General features: G+C 69.5%; 23 protein-coding genes. 3 read left to right on the forward strand and 20 right to left on the reverse strand.

Annotated features, from left to right (window positions below):
- Nucleotides 1–9: 9 nt before the first annotated feature.
- The 12 genes from ACIGEP_RS05160 to ACIGEP_RS05215 form a co-directional block, all read right to left on the reverse strand.
- Nucleotides 10–543 (reverse strand): GNAT family N-acetyltransferase, encoded by a 534-nt coding sequence (locus ACIGEP_RS05160; RefSeq protein WP_396660535.1) that lies wholly within the window; start codon nucleotides 541–543, stop codon nucleotides 10–12.
- The gene (gene aroB, locus ACIGEP_RS05165; RefSeq protein WP_396660536.1) at nucleotides 540–1,619 is read right to left on the reverse strand and encodes a 3-dehydroquinate synthase; all 1,080 of its coding nucleotides are present in this window, start codon (nucleotides 1,617–1,619) and stop codon (nucleotides 540–542) included. The genes ACIGEP_RS05160 and aroB overlap by 4 nt, the downstream gene beginning before the upstream one ends.
- The gene (locus ACIGEP_RS05170) at nucleotides 1,616–2,161 is read right to left on the reverse strand and encodes a shikimate kinase (protein ID WP_396660537.1); all 546 of its coding nucleotides are present in this window, start codon (nucleotides 2,159–2,161) and stop codon (nucleotides 1,616–1,618) included. Before ACIGEP_RS05170 ends, aroB begins: the two co-directional genes overlap by 4 nt.
- Complete coding sequence (aroC, locus tag ACIGEP_RS05175) at nucleotides 2,148–3,374, reverse strand: chorismate synthase (RefSeq protein WP_396660538.1); 1,227 nt, start codon at nucleotides 3,372–3,374, stop codon at nucleotides 2,148–2,150. Before aroC ends, ACIGEP_RS05170 begins: the two co-directional genes overlap by 14 nt.
- A gap of 4 nt (nucleotides 3,375–3,378) precedes the next feature.
- Nucleotides 3,379–4,242: a shikimate dehydrogenase family protein gene (locus ACIGEP_RS05180; RefSeq protein WP_396660539.1), complete on the reverse strand. Its 864-nt coding sequence runs from the start codon at nucleotides 4,240–4,242 to the stop codon at nucleotides 3,379–3,381.
- Complete coding sequence (gene mltG / locus ACIGEP_RS05185) at nucleotides 4,209–5,555, reverse strand: endolytic transglycosylase MltG (protein ID WP_396660540.1); 1,347 nt, start codon at nucleotides 5,553–5,555, stop codon at nucleotides 4,209–4,211. Before mltG ends, ACIGEP_RS05180 begins: the two co-directional genes overlap by 34 nt.
- Nucleotides 5,556–5,573: 18 nt before the next feature.
- Nucleotides 5,574–6,026: a Holliday junction resolvase RuvX gene (gene ruvX / locus ACIGEP_RS05190; RefSeq protein ID WP_396660541.1), complete on the reverse strand. Its 453-nt coding sequence runs from the start codon at nucleotides 6,024–6,026 to the stop codon at nucleotides 5,574–5,576.
- Nucleotides 6,023–8,689 (reverse strand): alanine--tRNA ligase, encoded by a 2,667-nt coding sequence (gene alaS / locus ACIGEP_RS05195; protein ID WP_396660542.1) that lies wholly within the window; start codon nucleotides 8,687–8,689, stop codon nucleotides 6,023–6,025. The genes ruvX and alaS overlap by 4 nt, the downstream gene beginning before the upstream one ends.
- Nucleotides 8,690–8,757: 68 nt before the next feature.
- Complete coding sequence (locus ACIGEP_RS05200; RefSeq protein WP_396660543.1) at nucleotides 8,758–9,054, reverse strand: ATPase; 297 nt, start codon at nucleotides 9,052–9,054, stop codon at nucleotides 8,758–8,760.
- Between the two features lie 75 nt (nucleotides 9,055–9,129).
- Nucleotides 9,130–9,786: a 30S ribosomal protein S4 gene (gene rpsD / locus ACIGEP_RS05205; RefSeq protein ID WP_396660544.1), complete on the reverse strand. Its 657-nt coding sequence runs from the start codon at nucleotides 9,784–9,786 to the stop codon at nucleotides 9,130–9,132.
- A 139-nt stretch (nucleotides 9,787–9,925) separates the two neighbouring features.
- Nucleotides 9,926–10,831, reverse strand: coding sequence for a tetratricopeptide repeat protein (locus tag ACIGEP_RS05210; RefSeq protein ID WP_396660545.1), 906 nt, complete (start codon nucleotides 10,829–10,831; stop codon nucleotides 9,926–9,928).
- Complete coding sequence (locus tag ACIGEP_RS05215; protein ID WP_396660546.1) at nucleotides 10,824–12,143, reverse strand: replication-associated recombination protein A; 1,320 nt, start codon at nucleotides 12,141–12,143, stop codon at nucleotides 10,824–10,826. Before ACIGEP_RS05215 ends, ACIGEP_RS05210 begins: the two co-directional genes overlap by 8 nt.
- A 119-nt stretch (nucleotides 12,144–12,262) precedes the next feature.
- On the opposite strand from ACIGEP_RS05215, the gene ACIGEP_RS05220 reads away from it, so the two are divergent.
- The 3 genes from ACIGEP_RS05220 to ACIGEP_RS05230 all read left to right on the forward strand — a co-directional run bounded on the left by ACIGEP_RS05220 (nucleotide 12,263) and on the right by ACIGEP_RS05230 (nucleotide 14,556).
- Nucleotides 12,263–12,589 (forward strand): dioxygenase, encoded by a 327-nt coding sequence (locus ACIGEP_RS05220; RefSeq protein ID WP_396660547.1) that lies wholly within the window; start codon nucleotides 12,263–12,265, stop codon nucleotides 12,587–12,589.
- 58 nt (nucleotides 12,590–12,647) lie between these two features.
- Nucleotides 12,648–13,910: a DUF349 domain-containing protein gene (locus ACIGEP_RS05225; RefSeq protein ID WP_396660548.1), complete on the forward strand. Its 1,263-nt coding sequence runs from the start codon at nucleotides 12,648–12,650 to the stop codon at nucleotides 13,908–13,910.
- 94 nt (nucleotides 13,911–14,004) lie between these two features.
- Nucleotides 14,005–14,556 carry an SAM-dependent methyltransferase gene (locus tag ACIGEP_RS05230; protein ID WP_396660549.1) on the forward strand — a complete coding sequence of 184 codons (552 nt, stop codon included), beginning with the start codon at nucleotides 14,005–14,007 and terminating at the stop codon, nucleotides 14,554–14,556.
- Here ACIGEP_RS05230 and ACIGEP_RS05235 read toward each other — a convergent pair.
- The 8 genes from ACIGEP_RS05235 to ACIGEP_RS05270 form a co-directional block, all read right to left on the reverse strand.
- Nucleotides 14,535–16,802, reverse strand: coding sequence for a RelA/SpoT family protein (locus tag ACIGEP_RS05235; RefSeq protein WP_396660550.1), 2,268 nt, complete (start codon nucleotides 16,800–16,802; stop codon nucleotides 14,535–14,537). The two genes, ACIGEP_RS05230 and ACIGEP_RS05235, sit on opposite strands and share 22 nt — an antisense overlap.
- Before the next feature lie 69 nt (nucleotides 16,803–16,871).
- Nucleotides 16,872–17,861 (reverse strand): protein translocase subunit SecF, encoded by a 990-nt coding sequence (secF, locus tag ACIGEP_RS05240; RefSeq protein ID WP_396660551.1) that lies wholly within the window; start codon nucleotides 17,859–17,861, stop codon nucleotides 16,872–16,874.
- Nucleotides 17,861–19,576, reverse strand: a complete 1,716-nt coding sequence (secD, locus tag ACIGEP_RS05245; RefSeq protein ID WP_396660552.1) for a protein translocase subunit SecD — start codon at nucleotides 19,574–19,576, stop codon at nucleotides 17,861–17,863. Before secD ends, secF begins: the two co-directional genes overlap by 1 nt.
- A gap of 38 nt (nucleotides 19,577–19,614) precedes the next feature.
- Nucleotides 19,615–20,064, reverse strand: a complete 450-nt coding sequence (gene yajC, locus ACIGEP_RS05250) for a preprotein translocase subunit YajC (protein ID WP_396660553.1) — start codon at nucleotides 20,062–20,064, stop codon at nucleotides 19,615–19,617.
- Between the two features lie 76 nt (nucleotides 20,065–20,140).
- Nucleotides 20,141–21,172 carry a Holliday junction branch migration DNA helicase RuvB gene (gene ruvB / locus ACIGEP_RS05255; RefSeq protein ID WP_396660554.1) on the reverse strand — a complete coding sequence of 344 codons (1,032 nt, stop codon included), beginning with the start codon at nucleotides 21,170–21,172 and terminating at the stop codon, nucleotides 20,141–20,143.
- Nucleotides 21,165–21,776, reverse strand: a complete 612-nt coding sequence (gene ruvA, locus ACIGEP_RS05260; RefSeq protein WP_396660555.1) for a Holliday junction branch migration protein RuvA — start codon at nucleotides 21,774–21,776, stop codon at nucleotides 21,165–21,167. Before ruvA ends, ruvB begins: the two co-directional genes overlap by 8 nt.
- Before the next feature lie 58 nt (nucleotides 21,777–21,834).
- Entirely contained in the window at nucleotides 21,835–22,398 is a 564-nt protein-coding gene (gene ruvC / locus ACIGEP_RS05265; protein ID WP_396660556.1) for a crossover junction endodeoxyribonuclease RuvC, read from the reverse strand.
- 53 nt (nucleotides 22,399–22,451) lie between these two features.
- Complete coding sequence (locus ACIGEP_RS05270) at nucleotides 22,452–23,216, reverse strand: YebC/PmpR family DNA-binding transcriptional regulator (protein WP_396660557.1); 765 nt, start codon at nucleotides 23,214–23,216, stop codon at nucleotides 22,452–22,454.
- Nucleotides 23,217–23,256 lie beyond the last annotated feature (40 nt).

The raw sequence follows: 23,256 nt of genomic DNA on the forward strand, positions 1-23,256 counted from the left end.
GTCAGCACCCTATCGGGCAGGGCGGTGCATCTGGATCTCCCGCCCCGACGAGGTCTCGACCTCGCGCCCCGTCGGCGCGAACCCGAGCCGCGCATAGGCCGCACGGGCTCGAGCGTTCTCGACGTGCACGTCGAGGGTGAGTCCGCTCGGTCCCGCCCTCTCAGCCCAGACGGATGCCGCGTCCACAAGAGCGTCGAGGATGCCGCGCCCGCGGTGGCTCCCGTCGATGAAGACCCCGACGAGGTCGGCCTGAGGCACGTCGACGCTGCGACCGAGCGTGTCGGTCGCGCCCGCCTCGCGCAGCAGGACGGATACCGACCCGACCCAGCGCTCCCCCACCACGGCGACGAATTGGGCGGCGTCCTCACCCATCGCGGCATCCGCCGTCCGCTGCTGCCAGAACGCGTCGTCTCGGCTCAGGGCCTCGTCGACCGTGGAGAGGAACGCGATGGGTGCTGCGGGATCCCGCAGCGCCCGGAGGCGGAGGTCGCGGACCTCACGCCATTCCTGCAGGCGGACCCGCCGGATGACGGGGTCCGTCACGCGGCGATCTCCTGATAGGCCGCGAACAGCAGCGACTCATCGGGCGCCTGCATGACCGTCGGTTTGCCGATGGCGTCGAGGACGATGAAGCGCAGCATCCCGCCGCGTGCCTTCTTGTCGCGCTGCATGACTCCCAGCAGATTCTGCCAGCCGTCCATGCGGTAGCTCGTGGGCAACCCGAGCAGGTCGAAGATGCGGCGGTGCCGCGCGACGTCGTCGTCGGACAGGCGCCCGGCGAGGCGCGACAGCTCGGCGGCGTACATCATGCCGATCGAGATCGCCGCCCCGTGACGCCAGCGGTAGCGCTCGGCGTGCTCTATGGCATGCCCGAGCGTGTGACCGTAGTTGAGGATCTCGCGGAGCCCCGCCTCGCGGAAGTCCTCGCTCACGACCCGCGCCTTCATCTCGATGGCGAGCTCGATGCAGCGGCGGAACTCCGCCGTCGTCGGGTCGACGGCCGCCTCCGGATCGCGCTCGACGATCTCGAGGATCTCGGGGAACCAGATGAAACCGGCTTTGACGACCTCCGCGAACCCCGCGACGGTCTCGTTGCGCGGCAGCGTGTCGAGGACGTCGAGGTCGCAGATCACCGAGCGTGGCGCCCAGAAGGCACCCACGAGGTTCTTGCCCTCCGCCGTATTGACGCCGGTCTTGCCGCCGACGGCAGCATCGACCATCCCCAGGACGGTCGTCGGGATCTGCACGATCTGCACGCCGCGCAGCCAGGATGCCGCCACGAACCCGGCGAGGTCGGTGACCGCGCCGCCGCCGAAGCCGATCACGGCGTCGGAGCGGGTGAAGTCGGCCTGTCCCATCACCTGCCAGCAGAATGCGGCGACTTCGATGCGCTTGCCGTCCTCGGCGTCGGGCACCTCGGCTGTCAGCACCTCGAGCGACCCGTCGGCCAGGAGCGTCTCGCGCAGATCCGCGGCCTTCGCCCCGAGGCGCGGCGTGTGCACGATGAGCACCTTCTTCACCGTCGGCACGAGGTGGTCGCGGACGCCGGCGAGGAGCCCGCGACCGACGTGGATGTCGTAGGGCGTGGCACCGGTGACGCTGATGGTGGTGTGGCTCATGCGCGGGCTCCGGGGAGGTCGGCGGAGGGGACGGCCCACTCCGCGATGGCGGTCACGATGTTCTCGAGCGGTCCGGACGAGGTGTCGAAGGTCGCGTCGGCGACCGACTCGTAGACGGGCCGCCGCTCGGCGTAGATGCGCTCCCAGCGGGCGATCGGGGTCTCGTCCCCCGCCGTCAGCAGGGGGCGGGTCGCCGCGTCGCCGAGCCGTCGCGCGACGACGCGCGGGGCGACCGTCAGCAGCGCGACACGGTGGGGGCGCAGTCGCTCCCGCGTCGTCTCGTCGAGGACGGCTCCCCCGCCGAGCGACACGACCCCGCCGGTCGCCAGGGCCGCGGCCACGGCGTCCCGCTCGAGCACCCGGAAGTGCGGTTCGCCGTGCTCAGCGAAGATGTCGGCGATCGGGCCGTGTGCGCGGACGATCGCGGCGTCCGTGTCGGTGAAGCCAAGCCCGAGCCGCTTCGCCACCCGTCGACCGACGCTCGTCTTGCCGGCCCCCATAGGGCCGATGAGGACGATCGCCTGAGGATCAGGCGAGGTCATGTGCGAGAAGGGCCGCCTCCGACGCGGGAGTCGTCTTCAGCGTCTCCGGGATCGCGGCGAGGTAGGTCTCGAGGTTGCGTCTCGTCTCGCGCACGCTGTCGCCGCCGAACTTCTCGAGGACCGCATCCGCCAGCACGATGGCGACCATCGCCTCGGCGACGACGCCCGCCGCCGGGACGGCACAGACGTCGGAACGCTGGTGGTGGGCGGCCGCGGTGTCACCGGTGGCGACGTCGACGGTGCGCAGCGCGTGCGGGACCGTGGCGATCGGCTTCATACCGGCGCGGACCCGGAGCACGGTGCCGGTGGACATGCCGCCTTCGGTACCGCCGGCGCGATCGGAGGCCCGCGTGATGCCGTCGGCGGTCGCGAACAGTTCGTCGTGCGCGGCGGAGCCGCGACGGCGGGTCGTCTCGAAGCCGTCGCCGACCTCGACGCCCTTGATGGCCTGGATGCTCATCAGCGCCTGGGCGAGCTTGCCGTCGAGGCGACGGTCCCAGTGCACGTGGGAGCCGAGCCCCGGCGGCAGGCCGTAGGCGAGCACCTCGACGATGCCGCCGAGCGTGTCGCCGTCCTTCTTGGCGGCGTCCACCTCGGCGACCATGCGCTCGGAGGTCGCGGGATCGAAGCAGCGCAGCGGGTCGGCGTCGAGGGTGGCGACGTCATCGGGACCGGGAAGCACGGCGTCCTCGGGCACCTGCACGGGGCCGATCGACAGCGTGTGGCTCACGAGGCGGATGCCGAGCTCCGACAGGAAGCCTCGGGCGATCGCACCGAGCGCGACGCGGGCAGCGGTCTCGCGCGCACTGGCGCGCTCGAGGATCGGACGCGCCTCGTCGAAGTCGTACTTCTGCATGCCGACCAGGTCGGCATGGCCGGGGCGGGGACGTGTGAGCGCGGCGCCGCGGCCGCGGGAGCGCTCCGTCATCTCCACGGGCTCGGGGTTCATGACCTCGACCCACTTGGGCCATTCGGTGTTGCCGATGCGGAGCGCGACGGGGCTGCCGAGCGACAGCCCGTGCCGCACACCACCCGAGAGGTGGAGTTCGTCCTCCTCGAACTTCATCCGCGAACCGCGGCCGTAGCCGAGTTTGCGGCGGGCGAGGTCGGCGCGGATCGCGTCGAGCGAGACGGGCACGCCGGAGGGCAGACCCTCCATGATGGCGACGAGTTCGGGGCCGTGGGATTCGCCGGCGGTGAGCACGCGGAGCATTGGTCTAGTCTCCCACGAGCGCGCGCCGCATGACGGCCACCACCTCTGCCTCACGGGGCAGCGGCTCGTCGACCCGGCCGGAGGCGAACGCACGGATCTGCAGCACCGCCTGATGCAGCAGCATGCCGGCCCCGCCCTGCGCGGATGCGCCGATCCGATCCCACGCGCGCGACAGGTCCGTCGGCCAGTGGCCGTACACGACGTCCATGAGGGCCCCGCCGGCGGCGGCGAGTCGATCGGCGACCGTCTCGTGGATCGACACCCCGCCCGGGAGGGTCGCGATCGTCACGTCCACCGGTGGAAGATCGGTGGCGTCGAGGGGCACCGCATCGACGCGGAGGTGCAGCCTCTCCCCCAGGTCGCGAAGGGATGCGGCCGCCTCGGGACGTCGCGCGGCGACCTGCACCTGTCGCACGCCCATCTCCGCCAACGCCACCAGGGCCGCGGATGCCGTCGCCCCAGCACCGACGATGCGCGCCCGCTCGGCGGCCACGACACCGGCCTCCGCCCACGCGGCGACAATGCCCCCGGCATCCGTGTGGAAGGCGTGCCAGCCGGAGGCGGCCCGGACGAGGGTGTTGGCCGCGCCCGTGAGCGTGGCGCGGGCGTCGCGTTCGGCGGCGGCCGCGAACGCGACGCGTTTCAGCGGCATCGTCAGCGAGAGCCCGCGGTACTCGGCCCCCAGGGACGCCAGCTCGGCGGGGAACGACGCCTCGTCCACGCGACGTCGACCGTACGTCCAGTCCCACCCGAGCAGCGCGTACGCCGCCCGGTGCATCGCCGGCGACAGGCTGTGCTCGATCGGATCGCCCCAGACCTCCAGGGCGACGGGGATCAGGAGCAGCCTCCGTCGGGGTTGTCCCGGCACCACTGCTGGTACTGCGCGACGGCCTTCTCATGCTCGGCGAAGGTCGCGGAGAACACCGTCTCGCCCGTGTCGAGGTTGACGGTGACGAAGTACTGCCACGGACCCTCGGCCGGCTCCATCGCCGCCGTGATGGCGAGTGCGCCGGGATTGGCGATCGGCGTCACGGGCAGCCCGGGGTTGACGTAGGTGTTCCACGGGTTGTCGTCCTCGAGCTCCTCCGCGCGCGAGCTCGTGCCGCCGTCACGGTCGGCGAACGGGTACTGCGCGGTCGAGTCCATCTGGAGCTTGCCGCCCGTGTCGCTGATCGCGGGGTCGAGCCGGTTCTCGATGACGCGTGAGACCTTGTAGAAGTCGTCCTCCTTGCGGGCTTCCTTCTCGATGATGGACGCGACGGTCAGGATGCGCTCACGCTGGTCCGCCGGGACGCCGGCGTCGTCGAGAGCCGTCACCGTCCGGTCGACCATGGCCTGGATGACCTGCGTCGCCGTGACGTCCGGGTCGAAGGTGTAGGTCGCGGGGAACAGCCAGCCCTCGAGGCTCTGAGCCGTCACACCGTAGGCGGCCGGGTCCTTCACCGCGGCCTCCACCTCCTCGACGGGCAGCCCGATCCCCTCCGCGATGCGCGGGACGGACTGCGCTACGGTGAGGCCTTCGCGAAGCTGCGCGGTGTACTCCTGCTTGTTCGCGGGATCGAGCAGCGCCGCGAATGCCGCTTCGGAGGTCATCTTCTGCTGCAGCGAGTACACGCCGGGCTTCAGGACGTTCGGGTCCTCGCCGCTGTCGATCAGGTAGGAGTAGAAGGCGTCCGAGGTCTTGGTGACGCCCGCGTCGAAGAGCGTCTGAGAGATGTCGGCGCCCGTCTGGCCCGAGACGATCGTGACGCTCGCCTCGCCTTCGGCGAGACCCGCCTCGAAGTCCTTCGGCTCCTCCCAGCCCATGACGGCGCGGATCTGATCCTCGTACGTGTTCCACACGTAGAAACCGCCGGCGACCAGACCACCGAGGATCGCGAGGACGACCACGAAGACACCCCAGGCCGCGACGCGGCTCTTGCGTCGGTCCCGGTCGTGTCGCTTCGGGGAACTCGACGGTGCGGCCAGGCCCTTCTCCTCGAAGAGAGCATCGATCGGAGCCGTGGAGGACACGGGTGCACGCGGCGGGGCCTGCGGACGCGACGGGACGGGCCCGCCGTCCGACGGCCCGCCGGCGGCCTGCTGCGCCTGGCGCGCGGCTCGTCGTGAGGCGGGGGCGGACGTCGTGACCTCGTCCGCGGGGGCGCTGGAACGGTCGTCGCGCGAAGGCGTCTCGGGCATCGTGGACTCCTGCGTCTCCTACAGCGCCGCACCGGCCGGGTTACCGGTGCTCTTCTCGACGTCGATCGCCTGCTGAAGGAGGACGACCGCGGCGATCTGGTCGACAATCCTACGAGACGACTTCTGCGAACGCCCGTTCTGGCGCAGAACGGCGTTCGCCGACACGGTGCTGAGGCGCTCGTCGACAAGGCGGACCGGCACCTGAAGGGCCGCATCCAGCGCGGTCGCGAATTCGCGCGCGTCCGTCGTCGAGGCGGTCTCCGTGCCGCCGAGACTGATCGGGAGACCGACCAGCACCTCGATGGCGTCGTACTCCCGGGCGATCTCGACGATGCGGGCGACCGAGGTCTCGGCGCGCGGCACCGTCTCCACGGGCACGGCGAGCAGACCGTCGGGATCGCACCGCGCGACACCGACGCGGGCCCGCCCGACGTCGATTCCGAGGCGCACCCCGCGGCGGAACTCGCTCACGCGGTCGCGCCCTCCAGCGACGACACGATGCTCTGCAACGCCGCGGGCAGAGCCGAGGCATCCGTCCCACCGCCCTGGGCGACGTCGTCGCGGCCACCGCCGCCTCCGCCGAGGACACCGGCCGCCGCGCGCGCCAGCAGTCCGGCCTTGGCGCCGGCGGCGCGGGCGGCCTCGTTCGTGGCGACGATGACGACGGGACGTCCGCCGACCTCGCCGCCGAGTGCCACCACCGCGGCATCGGTGCCGAGACGCTCGCGGACCTGCAGCGCGAGCGAACGCAGGTCGTCCGCGGACCCGACCGTGCCGACCGACTCCGCCACCACGCGGTGCGAGGCTGCCTGAACAGCGGATGCCGCCAGCGCCGGGACGCGCTCGCCGAGCGCCTTCGCCTCGAACTGGGCGATCTTCTTCTCGGCCGCCTTCAGGCTCGCCTGGAGTTCCGCGATGCGCGCGGGCAGCTGATCACGAGGGATCTTGAGTCCCGAGGTGAGCTGCGAGACGATCGCGCGCTCGGCAGCGAGCTCGCGGAAGGCATCCTGCCCCACGAGCGCCTCGACACGACGGTTCGAGGCGCCGACCGAGGACTCCCCCACCAGGTTGATGAGACCGACCTGCGCGCTGGAGGAGACGTGCGTGCCCGCGCACAGCTCGCGCGACCAGGGTCCGCCGATGTCGACCATGCGCACGCGGTCGCCGTACTTCTCGCCGAACAGCGCCATCGCGCCGGCCGCCTTGGCCTCATCGAGCGACATGACGCGCGTCGTGACCTCGAGGTCGTCCCGGACGGCGTTGTTCGCGATCTCCTCGATCTCGCTGCGGGTCTCGGGTGAGAGTGCCTGCCCCCACGAGAAGTCGAAGCGCAGGTAGCCGGCCCGGTTGAGCGAGCCGGCCTGCGTCGCCCCCTTGCCGAGCGTGTCGCGGAGGGCGGCGTGCACGAGGTGGGTTGCCGAGTGGGCCTGCGCGGCCGCGCGGCGGTTCGCGGCATCCACGACGGTCGTCGCAGCGTGACCGACGGCGACCTCGCCCGTGGTGACCTCGACGGTGTGGCTGACGAGGCCGGGGACGGGCTTCTGGACGTCCAGGACCTCGAGCTCGTAGCCGGGACCCACGATGACGCCCTTGTCGGCGACCTGGCCTCCGGACTCGGCGTACAGAGCGGTCTCGGCCAGGATCACCTCGGCGATCTGGCCCTGCGACGCGCGGTCCGCGGGTGCACCGCCGATCAGGATGCCGAGCACGCGGGACTCGGTCTCGAGGTCGGTGTATCCGGTGAAGACCGTCTCGCCGAGCGCCCGGAAGTCGCGGTACACGCTCGTGTCGGCCAGCTGGCCCTTGCGGGAGCGGGCGTCGGCCTTGGCGCGTTCGCGCTGCTCCTTCATGAGCGTGTCGAAACCGGCACGATCGACGCTGAGACCGGCCTCTTCGGCGATCTCGAGGGTCAGGTCGATCGGGAAGCCGTACGTGTCGTGCAGCAGGAACGCCTGCGATCCGCTGAGCGCGGTCGACTGCGTCGCCTTGGCGGACTCGATCGAGGTGTCGAGGATCTCGGACCCGCTCGCGAGTGTGCGGAGGAAGGTCGCCTCCTCGGCGAGGGCGTACTGCGCCAGGCGCGCGTAGTCGGTCTCGACGACCGGGTAGGACTCCTTCATCGCGTCGCGTGAGACGGCGAAGAGCTCGGCGAAGGTCGGGCCGTCGACACCGAGGAGGCGCATCGAGCGGATCGCCCGACGCATGAGGCGCCGGAGGATGTAGCCGCGACCGTCATTCGCGGGGGTCACTCCGTCCGAGAGCAGCATGAGCGAAGAGCGGATGTGGTCGGCGACCACGCGGAAGCGCACGTCGTCGTCGTGGTTCTCGCCGTACCGCTTGCCCGAGAGTTCGACGGCCTTGTCGAGGACCGGTCGCACCTGATCGGTCTCGTACATGTTGTCGACGCCCTGCTTGATGAAGGCGACGCGCTCGAGGCCCATACCGGTGTCGATGTTCTGGGCCGGCAGGTCGCCGACGATGTCGAACTCGTACTTCGAGCGGACATTGGTGATCTCGTACTGCATGAACACGAGGTTCCAGATCTCCACGTACCGGTCGTCATCGGTGGCGGGGCCGCCGTCGGCCCCGTACTCGGGTCCGCGGTCGAAGAAGATCTCGGAGCAGGGCCCGGCGGGACCGGGCAGGCCCGTCGTCCAATAGTTCGTGTCCTTGCCGAGGCGCTGGATGCGCTCCTCCTGGAGTGTGGAGTGCTCGAGCCAGAGCTGGATCGCCTCGTCGTCCTCCTCGTAGACGGTGACCCACAGGTCCTTCGGATCGAAGCCGAGGCCGCCCTCCTCCTCGGAGGTCGTCAGCAGCTCCCAGGCGAACCGGATCGCGCCTTCCTTGAAGTAGTCGCCGAACGACCAGTTCCCGAGCATCTGGAAGAAGGTCCCGTGGCGCGGCGTCTTGCCGACCTCTTCGATGTCGTTCGTGCGGATGCACTTCTGGTTGTCCGCCGCGCGCTTGTAGGGCGCTGGGACGTCGCCGGAGAGGTAGGGGATGAACGGGACCATGCCGGCGACCGTGAACAGCAGGGCCGGGTCGTCGCTGACGAGGGATGCCGAGGGCACGATCGTGTGCCCCTTCTTCTCGAAGTAGTCCAGGTAGCGCCGGGCGATCTCAGCGGTCTTCATCGTGTGTCCTCAACTGCATGCGGGATCGGTCGCGTCCGCACGGAAGCGACCGGAGATGTGGGGGTAGGTCAGTCGTCGAGCTTGGCGGCCGCGGAGCGACCTGCGGCGGCGACGCCGTCGACGAGGTCGGATGCGGCGTCCTTGACGTCGCCTGCGACGTCGGCCGCGACATCCTTTGCGTCGGCGACGATGCCGTCGATCTTCGCCTCCTGCTCCCGGTAGGCGTCGGCCATCCGGTCGGTGAACTCGGAGATCCGCAGGTCGACCTCGGAGAGCAGCTCCTGACCTCGAGGGTCCTTGTTGACCAGGTGCGCCACGACGAAGCCGCCGGCGATGCCCAGCAGGAACCAGAGGACGTTCTTCATGAGGACCATGTTAGGTGCAAAGCAGAAGGGGCGCCGGGTGAACCCGACGCCCCTTCTGGCGATGCTCCGCCTCGCTCAGCGCGCGGCGTAGTACTCGACGACGAGCTGGACTTCGCAGGTCACGGGGACCTCGGCGCGCTTCGGGCGACGCTCGAGACGTGCCTGGAGCTTGTCGAGCTCGACCGACAGGTAACCCGGAACCGGGGGCAGGACCTCGGCGTGACCGCCGGCGGCTGCGACCTGGAACGGCTCGAGGGCCTCGCTCTTGGCCTTGACGTGGATCGTCTGACCCGGCTTCACACGGAAGGACGGGCGGTCGACGAGCTGGCCGTCGACGAGGATGTGACGGTGCACGACGAGCTGGCGCGCCTGTGCGGTCGTGCGGGCGAAGCCTGCACGCAGCACGAGGGCGTCGAGACGCATCTCGAGGAGCTCGACGAGGTTCTCACCGGTCAGGCCCTCGGTACGACGAGCCTCGTTGAAGGTGTTGCGCAGCTGCTTCTCGCGGATGCCGTACTGCTCGCGCAGACGCTGCTTCTCGCGAAGACGGACGGCGTAGTCGCTGTCCTGCTTGCGCTTGGTGCGGCCGTGCTCACCCGGAGCGTAGGGACGCTTCTCGAGGTAGCGGGCGGCCTTGGGGGTCAGTGCGACGCCGAGGGCGCGCGAGAGGCGCACCTTGCGGCGGTCCTGGGACTTCGTTGCCACGAAATCTTCCTTCCATGACGTGGCCATGTCTTTCACGGCTCACGGGCGTATCGCCGTCTCTCGCCCTTCCGGACTGCACGCCGGGGCACGCCGAAAGGTGGGAAAGAGAGAAGAGGATGCCCGAAAACACGGTTTCGAGCCGGTCAAGTCTAACAGACGGGCGGGATCATCCCCGGTCGCGAGCGAGATCGAGGGCTCCCGGCGGGTAGAAGGGCGGCGACTCCCCCGACACGTCGTCCAGCCGGTACCACCCGACAGTGGTCTCGCCGTCCAGGACCGGCAGACGATCGTCGCGTGGGAGCGCCTCGAGATCGGCGCTGCGCAGCTCAAAGACGTACGCGATCTCGTGCCCGAGCGTGCCTTCGTTGTCGAAGATGTTCTCGAGCACACCGAGAAGGCGGGTCTCGGTGACCCGCGCGCCCAGCTCCTCTGCAATCTCTCGACGGACGGCCGCTTCTGCGGCCTCCCCGGGCTGCACCCCTCCGCCCGGTGCGCGCAGGAACGCGGGACGGCCGGCGGTCGCGGTGTACTCCTCGGCGAGGACGTGGCCGTCGTGGATCAGCACCCCGACCGCGATCACTCGGATGCGGGGACGGGCGCGGAGGTCGGCGGCGTACGCGCGCAGCGCGCGGCCGTAGAGAGGCACCTCGCCCGCGAGCGCTCCGAGCGCCGTGCGAAGAGCGCGCACCGGCTTGTCGTCGTCATGGAGCGCCAGGGCCTCGAACCCGGCAGCCGCAGCGGACAGCGGATCGGAGGGGTCGAGACCTTTGAGCGCTGCAATCGCGCCGGACGGGTCACCCACGTTCCGAAGCGAACTCGCGAGCTGAATGACGGCCTGACTCCGAAAGGGGTCGTGAAGACCCGCATCCAGCGCTCGGCGGTACAGGGGGATCGCCGCCGCCTCCTCACCGAGGAAGTCCTCGACCGACGCGCGCTCGAACAGCGCCCGCGCCTCGCCGACGGCGTGCACGGAGAGCGCCTCGGTCATCGCCGCGCGCAGCTCGTCCGGCAGCTCGTTGTCCGCGACATCCCACACCGCCTGGATGCTGAGCTCCGCCTCCTCGTCAGTCACCGAGGATCTTCCGGATCTTCTCGAGACGGGCCGAGATGTCGCGCTCGACGCCTCGGGACGTCGGTTCGTAGTACCGGCGACCCCGCAGTTCGTCGGGCAGATACTGCTGCGTCGCGACGCCGACGTCGAGATCGTGCGGATACACGTACCCCTTGCCGTGACCCAGACGCTTCGCGCCGGCGTAGTGCGCGTCGCGCAGATGCACCGGAACCCGACCGAAGCCGCCGGCGCGCACGTCGGCGATGGCGGCGTTGATCGCGCTGTAGGCCGCGTTCGACTTCGCCGTCGTCGCGAGGTACGCCGTCGCCTCGGCGAGCGGGATGCGCCCCTCGGGCATCCCGATGAAGGCCACGGCGTCGGCGGCGGCGACCGCGATCTGCAGGGCCTGCGGGTCGGCGAGGCCGATGTCCTCCGCGGCCGAGATCACCAGGCGTCGGGCGATGAAACGCGGGTCCTCCCCTGCTTCGATCATGCGGGCGAGGTAGTGCATCGCGGCATCCGGGTCGGATCCGCGGATCGACTTGATGAAGGCGCTGATGACGTCGTAGTGCTCGTCGCCTTGCCGGTCGTACCGCAGGAGGGCGCGGTCGACGGCCTGCGCCACATGCTCGGCGGTGATGACGGGTGCCTCCTCGCCGGGCTCCGCCATCGCCGCAGCCGCCTCCAACGAGGTCAGCGCGCGGCGCGCATCGCCGGACGCGAGATGGACGAGTGCGGCGCGCGCGTCATCGGAGAGTGCGACGGCGCCCGCAAGGCCGCGAGGGTCGCTCACCGCCCGATCGATGAGCATCCCGAGGTCCGCGTCGGTCAGCGGCTGCAGGGTGAGCAGGAGCGAACGTGACAGCAGCGGTGAGATGACGGAGAACGAGGGGTTCTCGGTGGTCGCCGCGATGAGGATGACCCAGCCGTTCTCGACGCCGGGCAGGAGAGCGTCCTGCTGCGCCTTCGTGAAGCGATGGATCTCATCGAGGAAGAGGATCGTCGACGTCCCGTAGAGGTCGCGCTGGGTCATCGCCTCCTGCATGACCTCACGGACGTCCTTCACCCCGGCCGTTACGGCCGAAAGTTCCACGAAGCGCCGGCCCGACGTCCGGGCGATCGCCTGTGCGAGCGTGGTCTTGCCGGTTCCGGGCGGCCCCCAGAGGATCACGGACACGGCACCGGTGGTCGCGCGCCCCGGGTCGGCGAGGGCGACCAGGGGTGATCCCGGGCGCAGCAGGTGCGTCTGCCCGGCCACCTCGTCCAGCGAGGCAGGGCGCATCCTCACGGCCAGAGGCGTCGCTCCACGGAAAAGCGCGTCACTCTGGGCCATCCCCCCAGGCTAATCGCCACCACCGACACCGCGGGGCCGTTGGTTTGGAACGGATGCCCCGGACTGAATAATGTGCAGGGGGTCGCGCGGCAGCGCGCGGCACCGACGGGAGGGTCGCCGTGGCAGCGGGTAGGAGCAAGGGGCGCGACAGCGCGCACGAGCGTGAGCGCGCCCGCCTCTATGAGGCTCGGCGCCGTTTCCACGACTCCGTCATCCGGCGACGGCGGCGGGACAACCTGGTCGCGGCATTCGCCGGCGGTGTGCTCATCGTCGCCCTCCTCGGTGCCCAGATCGCCTACTACACCGTCGGACCCGGCTTGCCCGAGCCCGCTCCGACCCCGACCGCACCGGTCGCGCCGAGCGGGACCCCCACCCCCGACGTCAGCGGATCACCGACGCCGCCTGCGTCGCCGTCGGGCACACCCACCCCCTCTCCGACCCCGTGACTGCCGTACTAGGCTGAGTCACTAATCCGACCCCCATGCGGCGCATGCCGCCGACGAGGTGACCCCCGTGAGTTCCGCCACCCCTGAATCCGCCGAGACCCAGCCGTGGGGCCGCGTCGACGACGACGGCACCGTCTCCGTCCGCGAGGGCGACGAGTGGCGTGTCGTCGGGCAGTACCCCGACGGCACTCCCGAAGAGGCTCTGGCCTACTACGAGCGCAAGTTCTCCGACCTCGCGTCCGAGGTGACCCTGCTCGAGGTGCGTCACCGTCGCGGTGGAGCATCGGCATCCGATCTGCGAGCGACGGCGCGCACGATCCGCGGGCGCCTGGACGGCGCCGCCGCCGTCGGCGACCTCGCCTCGCTCGAGGCACGCGTGACCGCGCTCGAGGGCACGCTGTCCGAGGCGAGCGCCGAGGAGGCGCAGGCGCAGCGGGCTGCCGTGGATGCCGCCGTGGTCGAGCGCGAGTCGATCGTCGCCGAGATCGAGGCGATCGCCGCCAAGGATCCCCGGTCCATCCAGTGGAAGCAGACGACCGCCGACGTCGCCGCGCTGTTCGCCCGGTGGCAGGAGCACCAGAGCAGCGGCCCGCGTCTGCCCAAGTCGGTCGGACAGCAGTTGTGGAAGCGATTCCGCGACGCGCGGGCGATCATCGACAAGAACCGCCGCGAGTTCTACTCGAGCCTCGACGATCAGCACAAGGCCGCGCGGGACGCGAAGACCCGGCTGGTCGAACGTGCCGAGGCCCTCGCGCCGCAGGGCGAGGACGGCATCGCCGCGTATCGCTCGCTCCTCGACCAGTGGAAGTCCGCCGGTCGTGCGGGCAAGAAGGCCGATGACGCGCTGTGGGCGCGCTTCAAAGCGGCCGGCGACGTCCTTTACGGTGCCCGCATCGAACGCGAGAACGCCGACGTCGAGGCGTCCAAGGAGAAGATCGAGGCCAAGCGCGCCCTCCTCGAGGAGGCAGCCGGGGTCGCGAAGGAGAAGGACAACGCGAAGGCGCGTGCCCTCCTCACGAACATCCAGCGGCAGTGGGACGAGATCGGTCGGGTCTTCCCGCGCGACACCGAGCGCGGGTTGGACGACCAGCTGCGCAAGGTCGAGACCGCCCTCAAGGCGCGCGAGGACGAGGACTGGAAGCGCAACAACCCCGAGACGAAGGCACGTCAGAACGACATGACGAGCCAGCTCCAGGACGCGATCTCCAAGCTGGAGGACGAACTCGCCGTCGCGGAGGCCTCGAAGGACAAGGCGGCGATCGCCAAGGCCAAGGACGCGCTCGAGGCCCGCAAGGGCTGGTTGCGCGCCCTCGGCGGCTGATAGCCCTCCCGCACACATCGTCGGAGAGTTCGGGGTTCTCCACAGAGCCCCGGCACGGCCGTTCGGTGACGCCGGGATGTCGCAGACTGCCACCATGTGGCCCTTTCTGTACTTCTCGGGCGACCGTCTGTCGACTGCGGAGCTCACAGCGGCACGGCTCGACGGCGATCTCGTCGAGATCGGCGAGGCCTACATGCCTGCCGACGCCGTCGAGACTCGCGAACTGCGGGCGGCTTCCTTTCGCGGAGTCACCGGTCTCCACCGCGCCGTCACCCATGCCAGCGCGGCCTGGGTGCACGGCGCGATCCCCGATCCCCCGCTGATCCATACCCTGCAACGAGCGGCGCGGACGCGGGCCGCCTTCCCCGTGGACGCTCGGATCCGGTTCCGTGACGTCGAGCTGCCGGCATCCGATCTCCAGATGATCAGCGGCGTCGCAGTGACGACCCCCGTCCGCACACTCGTCGACCTCGTCCGCGACGTCGTCGCGGAAGGCGCCTCCTCATGCCTGGTCGACGACGTGCTCGCGTGGCGCCCCGAGCTCCTCGACGAGGCTGTCACCTGGATCCGGGAGGCGGGCCCGGTCCACCACAAGCGGGCCGCCGCGGCCGAACTGCGCAGGCGTCAGGAGGAGGTGACGCGGTAGACGTCGTACACGGCGTCGATACGCCGGACCGCGTTCAGCACACGGTCGAGATGAACCGTGTCGCCCATCTCGAAGACGTACCGACTGAGCGCCAGACGATCGTTCGTCGTCTGGACGGATGCCGAGAGGATGTTCACGTGGTGCTCGCTCAGCACGCGGGTGATGTCGCTGAGCAGTCCCGACCGGTCCAGTGCCTCGACCTGGATGTGGACGAGGAAGACGCTCTTCGACGTCGGCGCCCACGAGACCTCGATCAGGCGATCCGGCTGATCGCGCAGCGCGGCCGCGTTGGTGCAGTCCGCGCGGTGGACCGACACGCCGCTCCCCCGTGTCACGAAGCCGACGATCTCGTCTCCCGGCACCGGTGTGCAGCACTTCGCAAGCTTCACGAGGATGTCGGGGGCACCCCGGACCAGCACGCCCGAGTCGCCACCCCGCGGGGCCTTCGAACGGCCGACAGCCGGCAGGTCGATCGGTCCCGTGGAGGTGTCCTCTTCCTCCGAGCGCACCAGGGCGGTGACCTTCTCGATCACGGACTGGGTCGACACGTGCCCTTCGCCCACCGCGGCGTAGAGGGCGGTGACGTCCTCGTAGCGCAGCTGGTGCGCGACAGCGGTGAACGAGTCCTGGTTCATCAGACGCTGCAGGGGCAGGTTCTGCCGCCGCATCGCGCGAGCGATCGCGTCCTTGCCCTGCTCGACCGCCTCGTCGCGGCGTTCCTTCGTGAACCACCCGCGGATCTTGTTGCGGGCGCGGGTGCTCTTGACGAACGCCAGCCAGTCCTGGCTCGGCCCGGCATCCGGATTCTTCGAGGTGAACACCTCGACGACGTCACCCGAGTGCAGTTCGGACTCCAGCGGCACGAGGCGGCCGTTGACCTTCGCGCCCATCGTGCGGTGACCGATCTCGGTGTGCACGGCGTAGGCGAAGTCGACGGGGGTCGCGCCGGCGGGGAGGCCGATCACACGTCCCTTGGGCGTGAAGACGTAGACCTCCTTCGCCCCGATCTCGAATCGCAGCGAGTCGAGGAACTCGCCGGGATCGGCCGTCTCGGCCTGCCAGTCGGAGATGTGGGCGAGCCACGCCATGTCCTGGTCGATGGCTTTGGAGTCGGCCTTGCCGCCGGCGATCTGCTCCTTGTACTTCCAGTGCGCCGCGACGCCGTACTCGGCCTGCTGATGCATCTCGTGCGTGCGGATCTGGATCTCGACCGTGCGACCACCAGGACCGATCACCGTCGTGTGCAGGGACTGGTACAGGTTGAACTTCGGCGTGGCGATGTAGTCCTTGAAGCGGCCCGGGATGGGTGTCCAGCGGGCGTGGATCGCGCCGAGGACCGCGTAGCAGTCTCGGACGGTGTTCACCATGATCCGAATCCCGATGAGGTCGTAGATGTCGTCGAACTCGCGACCCCGGACGACCATCTTCTGGTACACCGAGTACAGCTGCTTGGGGCGGCCCATCACGCGCCCGCGGATGCGCAGATCCCGCAGGTCGGTCTCCACGGCGTCGATCACGGTGTGCACGTACTGCTCGCGTTGCGGCGTGCGCTGCTTCACGAGCGAGTCGATCTCGGCGTAGAGCTTCGGGTGCAGGACGGCGAACGACAGATCCTCGAGTTCGCTCTTCGCGGTCTGGATGCCGAGACGGTGCGCCAGCGGGGCGTAGATCTCGAGGGTCTCGCGTGCCTTCTTGGCCGCCTTCTCGGGGGGCACGAAACCCCACGTCCGCGCATTGTGCAGCCGGTCGGCGAGCTTGATCAGGAGGACCCGGATGTCCTTCGACATCGCGACGATCATCTTCCGGACCGTCTCGGCCTGCGCGGCGTCGCCGTACTTGACCTTGTCGAGCTTCGTCACGCCGTCGACGAGCATGGCGACTTCGTCACCGAAGTCGGCGGTCAACTGGTCGAGCGAGTAGTCGGTGTCCTCGACGGTGTCGTGCAGGAGCGCTGCCGCGATGGCGCGCGGTCCGAGGCCGAGCTCCGCGAGGATCTGCGCGACGGCCAGGGGGTGCGTGATGTACGGCTCGCCGCTCTGACGCTTCTGCGAGGCGTGCGCCTTGGCCGCAGTCCGATAGGCCCGCTCGACGATCGCGATGTCACCCTTGGGATGGTGCATCCGCACCGTCCGCATGAGCTCCTCGAGCGCATCCCGTGAGGGGGCGCGCGAGAAGATCCGCGGGACCAACCGGCGGAGTGACTGACCGCCGGTGGCGGTCCCCGTGGGAGTGACCGCTTCAGCCATGCGATCGCCTCCCCTCTGTCCGCCCGCGCGTGGAACTGGAGGTCAATCCTACGCCCGCGCGCATGCGGCTCAGACCGCGGCGACGGCGGCCGAACGGGCCTCGATCACACGCTGGTCGCGCGTCTTCAGATCGGACTCGTTCTCGCGCAGGAGCGAGTACAGCGGAGCCGCGACGAACAGCGTCGAGTAGGCCGCAACGATCGTTCCGACGAAGATCGAGAGCGAGATGTCGGTGAGCGTCTGAGCACCGAGCCACAGGGCGCCGATGAAGAGGATCGCACCGGTCGGCAGCACGGCCACGACCGTCGTGTTGATCGAGCGGACGAGGGTCTGGTTGACCGCGAGGTTGACGGACTCGCCGAATGTGCGGCCGGACTTCTCCCCGTCCTCGAAGGTGTTCTCGCGGATCTTGTCGAACACGACCGTGGTGTCGTAGAGCGAGTAGGACAGGATCGTGAGGAATCCGATGACGGCAGCGGGAGAGATCTCGAACCCGAACAGCGCGTAGACCCCGACGGTGACGACGAGCACGTCGACGAGCCCGATCATCGCCGCGACGGACATCTTCCAGGTGCGGAAGTAGAGCGCCAGGATGAGGAAGGTCAGGACCAGGAAGATCACGAGGCCCCACAGCGACTGCCGTGTCACGCTCTCACCCCAGCTCGGACCGATGAAGGACGAGCTGACACTGTCCTCCGACACGCCGAACGTGCTGACGAGCGCGTCGGTGACTTCGCGCGTCTCCAGCTCGCCCAGCTGGTCGGTCTGGATGCGCAGCGCGTCGTCGCCGACCGTCGTGACGCGGGTCGCGGCATCCGGGACGACGGACTGCACCGCATCGGTCGCCAGCAGCTGATCCGGGGAGGCGACGTCGTTCACCGTGAACTGCGATCCACCGGTGAACTCGATCGAGAACTGGATGGGGCGGAAGACGGGCACGAGCGCCGAGCCGATCACGAGGATGGCCGCGATGAGGAACCAGAGTCGACGACGGCCCACGAAGGGGAAGGAGACCTTCCCGGTGTACAGGTCGTTACCGAAATCGTTCATGGAGCGCATCAGTCGTCCCCCTCCCCTGCCGAGCGGGTATCGCCGCTCTGCTGCGCGAGCTTGCGCTCGGCGATCGTCTGACGGCGGACCGCCTCACCCCGGGACCGTGACGACCTCTTCTCGGCCTGTGATGTGCCGCCTGCGGCGACCGGCGCACGGAACTGTGCACGACCGCGGTAGACCGCGCCGAGCGCGCTCGGGTCGAGGCCCGACAGCTTGTGCCCGCCGCCGAAGAACGACGTCCGTGCCAGCAGCTGCAGGACCGGGTGCGTGAAGAGCACGAAGATCAGGACGTCGATCACGGTCGTCAGGCCCAGCGTGAACGCGAAGCCCTTCACCGTGGCGTCGGCGAGGATGTACAACACGACGGCGGCGAGGATGTTGATCGACTTCGAGATGTAGATGGTCCGCTTCGCGCGCGCCCACCCGTCCTCGACGGCACTCGTGATCGACTTGCCGTCGCGGAGCTCGTCTCGGATGCGCTCGAAGTAGACGATGAACGAGTCGGCGGTGAAGCCGATCGTCACGATGAGGCCCGCGACACCCGCGAGGGACAGGCGGAAGCCCATCCGCCAGGCGAGGATGCACAGCGTGATGTACGTGAGGATGCCCATCACCGCGAGCGATGCGATGATCACCGAGCCGAGTGCGCGGTAGACCACCAGGGAGTACACGGCGACGAGCGCGAGTCCGATGAGTCCGGCGACGAGGCCGATGAGCAGCTGCTGCGAACCCAGGGTGGCGGAGATCGCGTTGCTGCTCTGGACCTCGAAGCTCAGCGGGAGGGCGCCGTACTTGAGCTGGTCGGCGAGCGTCTTCGACGTGTCCTGGTCGAAGTTGCCGGTGATCTGCGGCTTGCCGTCGGTGATGACGGCGTTCATCGAGGGAGCCGAGATGACCTCGCCGTCGAGCACGAAGGCGAACTGGTTCTGCGGCGACTGCAGGTTGAACAGGCGCTGGCTGATCTCACCGAAGGTCTCGGTGCCGGCGCTGTCGAAGACGATGTTGACGGCCCACTGACCGTTCTGCGAGTTCAGACCGTTCGTCGCGTCGGAGATCGCGGAGCCGTCCAGCTCGACGGGACCGAGGAGGTACTTCGCCGATCCGTCGGCGTCGCACGTGATGAGTGGTTCGCCGGCGGGCTGCTGGGCCGGGTCGTTCGCGGGATTCGCGCAGTCGTACGCCAGGAACTCGGCCTGGACCTCCTCCGTCGCCCACGACAGGTCGCTGCCGTTGGTCGGCGACGGTGTCGGCGTGGAGTTGAGCGACGGACCGGGGGTCGGATACGGCGTCTCGTTGCCGTCGTCGCCGACGAAGGTGTTGCTCGGCGCCGCTGTGTAGAGGACAGCCCGGAGCTGCATCTGTGCGGAACGTCCGATGCGGTCGCGGGTCTCCTGATCGGCGATACCCGGCAACTGGACCACGATCTGGTTGCCGGCCTGCGTGGTGATGTCGGTCTCGCCGACACCCGAGGCATCCACACGCTGACGGATGATCGAGACCGCCTGCTGCATCTGATCGGCGGTGGGCTGGGCACCGTCCTCCGTCTGCGCCTGAAGGATGATCTGCGTGCCACCCTGCAGGTCGAGGGCGAGCTCGGGGACCCACGAACTCCGCTCGAACAGATACACGCCGGCGGCGTTCACGCCGAAGAGGACGGCCGTGAGGGCCAGAAGTCCGATCAGAGCGCGCCACGCGCGACGGACGGGGGTGGATGAAGCCACGGAGGGAACTTTCGTCAGGGGCCGCCGGAGCGGTGAGATCAGGCCTTGGGCTTGTCGTCCGCGTCGGGCGTTCCGTCGGCGGGACGGGCCTCCGCGTCGGTCTCGTCGCGCGAGACGATCACGTCGTCGCCGGGGACCTGCTCGGTCTCATCGATCACCGGCTCCTCTTCCTCGACAGCACGCAGGATCGCCTGGCTGTGGACCTCGACGACCATTCCCGGGGCGAGTTCGACGTGCGCGGGCTTGGAGAGGTCGGTCGGGTCGTACTCGACGATGGTGCCGTAAAGACCGCCCTGGAGGAGCACCTTCACGCCCGGGACCATCTGCAGGGCCTTCTTCTCCTGCTCCTCCTTCATCCGCTTCGAGCGACGGCGCGAGCTGATGAACATGAAGACGAGCAGACCCGCCAGCAGGATGAGCAGGCCGTAGTCCGTGAAGAAGTTGCCTCCGGTGGCCTGCGTGGTGTTCTGCTGGGAGAGAAGCAACATGAACGGGTGTCCGCCTTTCGGGTGGGCACGCCGCAGCGATGCGGCGAAGAGAGTGGGAGGCCGAAGCCTTCAGCGATTATAGGTCATCGAGGGTCAGCGCCCCGTCGTGACGGGGGATGCCCAGGTGGGCGTACGCCTCGGGGGTCGCGACCCGGCCGCGGGGCGTGCGTCCCACGAACCCGATGCGGACGAGATACGGCTCGACGACCGACTCGATCGTGTCGGCTTCCTCTCCCACGGTGACGGCGAGGGTGTTCAGTCCCACGGGACCGCCCCGGAAGCGGCGGACGAGTGCGTCGAGGACGGCGCGGTCGAGTCGGTCCAGCCCCAGGTCGTCGACGTCATAGAGCTCGAGCGCGGCAGAGACGTCGGACGTCGTGGCCTGCGTCGACGAGCCGCCGTGGACCACGACGTAGTCCCGCACGCGGCGCAACAGCCGATTGGCGATGCGGGGCGTTCCGCGTGACCGACGGGCGATCTCGGCACGGGATGCCGCGGGAAGGTCGACATCGAGCATCACCGCCGAGCGGGCGATCACCTGTTCGAGCTCGAGGGGTTCGTAGTACTCGAGGTGGGCGGTGAACCCGAACCGATCGCGCAGCGGGTTCGGGAGCAGGCCCGACCGCGTCGTGGCGCCGACGAGGGTGAAGGGTGCGAGATCGAGCGGGATGCTGGTGGCTCCCGCGCCCTTGCCGACCATGATGTCGATCCGGAAGTCCTCCATCGCGAGGTACAGCATCTCCTCGGCCGAGCGCGCCATGCGGTGGATCTCGTCGATGAAGAGCACCTCGCCCGGGACCAGGCTCGACAGCAACGCCGCCAGGTCACCGGCGTGCTGGATCGCGGGGCCGCTCGACATGCGCAGCGGGCGTTCGCTCTCGTGCGCCACGATCATCGCCAACGTCGTCTTGCCGAGGCCCGGCGGGCCCGAGAGCAGGATGTGGTCGGCGGGCCGCTGCTGGATGCGGGCGGCATCCAAGAGCAACTGCAGCTGACCGCGCACCTTCATCTGACCGATGAACTCGGCGAGCGACGCGGGACGCAGGGCTCCCTCGACGGCGAGCTCGCTCTCGTCCGCGGGCAGGCGCTGGTCGTGGGCCTCAGACACCGGTGCGCTCCGCTCTCGCCGGGCCGAGGTGGGCGAGGGCCAGCTTCAGCAGCGCCGGCACGGTGGCTCCCGCCGGCGCCTCCGCCAGGACGTTCTCGGCGGTCTCGGTCGCGACGCGCTCGCTCCACCCCAGGGCGACGAGCGCTGCGGTGAGTTGGGCGCCGAGGCCCGGGGCCGCGGACACCCCTGGTGCCGTACGGGTCGGTGCCGTGAGCTTGCCGGCGAGCTGCACGACGATCAGCTTCGCGGTCTTCGGACCGATGCCCGAGACCCGACGGAACGGTGCGTCGTCCTCATCGGCGACCGCGGTGGCGATCTGGTCCACCGTGAGCGCCGAGAGCACTCCGAGAGCGGACTTGGGGCCGACCCCGGAGACGCTCAGCAGGTGACCGAACACGTCGAGCTCGGACCGGTCCTCGAACCCGAACAGGAGCATGGCGTCCTCTCGGACGATCATCGAGGTGTGCACGAAGACCTCGTCACCGAGGTGCAGCTGACGCGCATGCTGCGCCGTCACGTCGACCGAGTACCCGACCCCGTGCACGTCGATGACGACCGAGTCCGGTTCGAGGTGCAGCACACGGCCGCGCAGCGAGGAGATCATGCCTCGAGCCTAGACGCGCGTTCGGAGGTATGTTCGAGCGACACGCCTCGGGACGGAGTCAGCGACGGGCCGCCTTCTCGGCCGCCGCCCACGCCCGTTGCGCCGGGGTGAGGTTCGTTGCCCCGGGTGCGGCGGCCGGGCCGCGTCGCCAGGCATGGCAGAGCGCGAGCGCGAGCGCATCGGCGGCGTCCGCCGGCTGGGGCAGGGCGTCGAGCCGCAGCACGCGGGCCACCATCGTCTGCACCTGGAGCTTCTCGGCGTTGCCGTAGCCCGTGATCGCCGCCTTCACCTCGGAGGGAGTGTGCGTTGCGGCGGGCAAGCCGTGCTCTGCGGCGAGCAACAGGGCGATCCCGCTGGCCTGCGCCGTGCCCATCACCGTGCTCCGGTTCTGCTGCGCGAACACCCGCTCGACCGCCAGCACGTCGGGACCGTGCTCCGCGATCACCGCACGGATACCGGCTGCGATGGTGGCGAGCCGCTGCTCGATCGGGGCGTCGGGTGCCGATCGCACGACCCCGACGTGCACGAGCGACGCCGACCGGTCCGCACGCACATCGACCACCCCCACGCCGCAGCGGGTGAGTCCTGGGTCGACGCCGAGGACACGAAGAGCGGATGCCACTCCCCCACGCTAGGCGGGAGATGCGGCATCCGCTCGTCGGCGCGCCTGCGGACTCAGTCCTCGTCGTCGGATTCGAGCTCGGCCTGCACCTCGGGGGTGAGGTCGAAGTTGGCGTAGACGTTCTGCACGTCGTCGCTGTCCTCGAGGGCGTCGATCAGGCGGAAGATCTTGCGCGCGGTCTCGGCGTCGATCTCGACCTTCAGATTCGGGACGAACTCGACGTCGGCGGAGTCGTACTCGATCCCGGCGTCGGTCAGCGCGGTGCGCACCGAGACGAGGTCGGATGCCTCGGTCACGACCTCGAATCCCTCGGCGCGGGGCTCGATCTCCTCGGCGCCGGCCTCGAGTGCCGCCATCATGAGGTCGTCCTCGGTGGTGCCCTCGCCGGAGACGACGATGACGCCCTTGCGGGTGAAGTTGTAGGCCACGGAGCCCGGATCGGCGAGGGTGCCGCCGTTTCGGGTGAGCGCCGTGCGGACCTCGGCGGCGGCACGGTTCTTGTTGTCCGTCAGACACTCGACCATGAGCGCCACACCGTTGGGCCCGTAGGCCTCGTACATGATCGAGGTGTACTCGACCGACTCGCCGCCGATGCCCGCGCCGCGCTTGATGGCGCGGTCGATGTTGTCCTTGGGCACCGACGTCTTCTTGGCCTTGAGCACGGCGTCGAAGAGGGTCGGGTTGCCCTGCAGGTCGGCGCCGCCCAGCTTGGCGGCGACCTCGATGTTCTTGATGAGCTTCGCCCACGACTTCGCACGACGGGCGTCGATGACGGCCTTCTTGTGCTTCGTGGTGGCCCACTTGGAATGTCCGCTCACGGGACTCCTCTCGGAAAAAGCGCAGGGTCCAGTCTACGAC

Origin of the sequence: Microbacterium sp. NPDC077663 (assembly GCF_044542795.1) — a bacterium.
In the GTDB taxonomy this organism is placed as follows: Bacteria; Actinomycetota; Actinomycetes; order Actinomycetales; family Microbacteriaceae; genus Microbacterium.

Bases quoted from the DNA above. Each gene is read 5' to 3' on its own strand.
- aroB (WP_396660536.1), bottom strand. From the start codon at position 1,619: ATGAGCCACACCACCATCAGCGTCACCGGTGCCACGCCCTACGACATC.
- ACIGEP_RS05170 (WP_396660537.1), bottom strand. From the start codon at position 2,161: ATGACCTCGCCTGATCCTCAGGCGATCGTCCTCATCGGCCCTATGGGG.
- aroC (WP_396660538.1), bottom strand. From the start codon at position 3,374: ATGCTCCGCGTGCTCACCGCCGGCGAATCCCACGGCCCCGAACTCGTC.
- mltG (WP_396660540.1), bottom strand. From the start codon at position 5,555: ATGCCCGAGACGCCTTCGCGCGACGACCGTTCCAGCGCCCCCGCGGAC.
- alaS (WP_396660542.1), bottom strand. From the start codon at position 8,689: ATGAAGACCGCTGAGATCGCCCGGCGCTACCTGGACTACTTCGAGAAG.
- ACIGEP_RS05200 (WP_396660543.1), bottom strand. From the start codon at position 9,054: ATGAAGAACGTCCTCTGGTTCCTGCTGGGCATCGCCGGCGGCTTCGTC.
- rpsD (WP_396660544.1), bottom strand. From the start codon at position 9,786: ATGGCCACGTCATGGAAGGAAGATTTCGTGGCAACGAAGTCCCAGGAC.
- ACIGEP_RS05215 (WP_396660546.1), bottom strand. From the start codon at position 12,143: ATGGCCCAGAGTGACGCGCTTTTCCGTGGAGCGACGCCTCTGGCCGTG.
- ACIGEP_RS05230 (WP_396660549.1), top strand. From the start codon at position 14,005: ATGTGGCCCTTTCTGTACTTCTCGGGCGACCGTCTGTCGACTGCGGAG.
- ACIGEP_RS05235 (WP_396660550.1), bottom strand. From the start codon at position 16,802: ATGGCTGAAGCGGTCACTCCCACGGGGACCGCCACCGGCGGTCAGTCA.
- secF (WP_396660551.1), bottom strand. From the start codon at position 17,861: ATGCGCTCCATGAACGATTTCGGTAACGACCTGTACACCGGGAAGGTC.
- yajC (WP_396660553.1), bottom strand. From the start codon at position 20,064: ATGTTGCTTCTCTCCCAGCAGAACACCACGCAGGCCACCGGAGGCAAC.
- ruvA (WP_396660555.1), bottom strand. From the start codon at position 21,776: ATGATCTCCTCGCTGCGCGGCCGTGTGCTGCACCTCGAACCGGACTCG.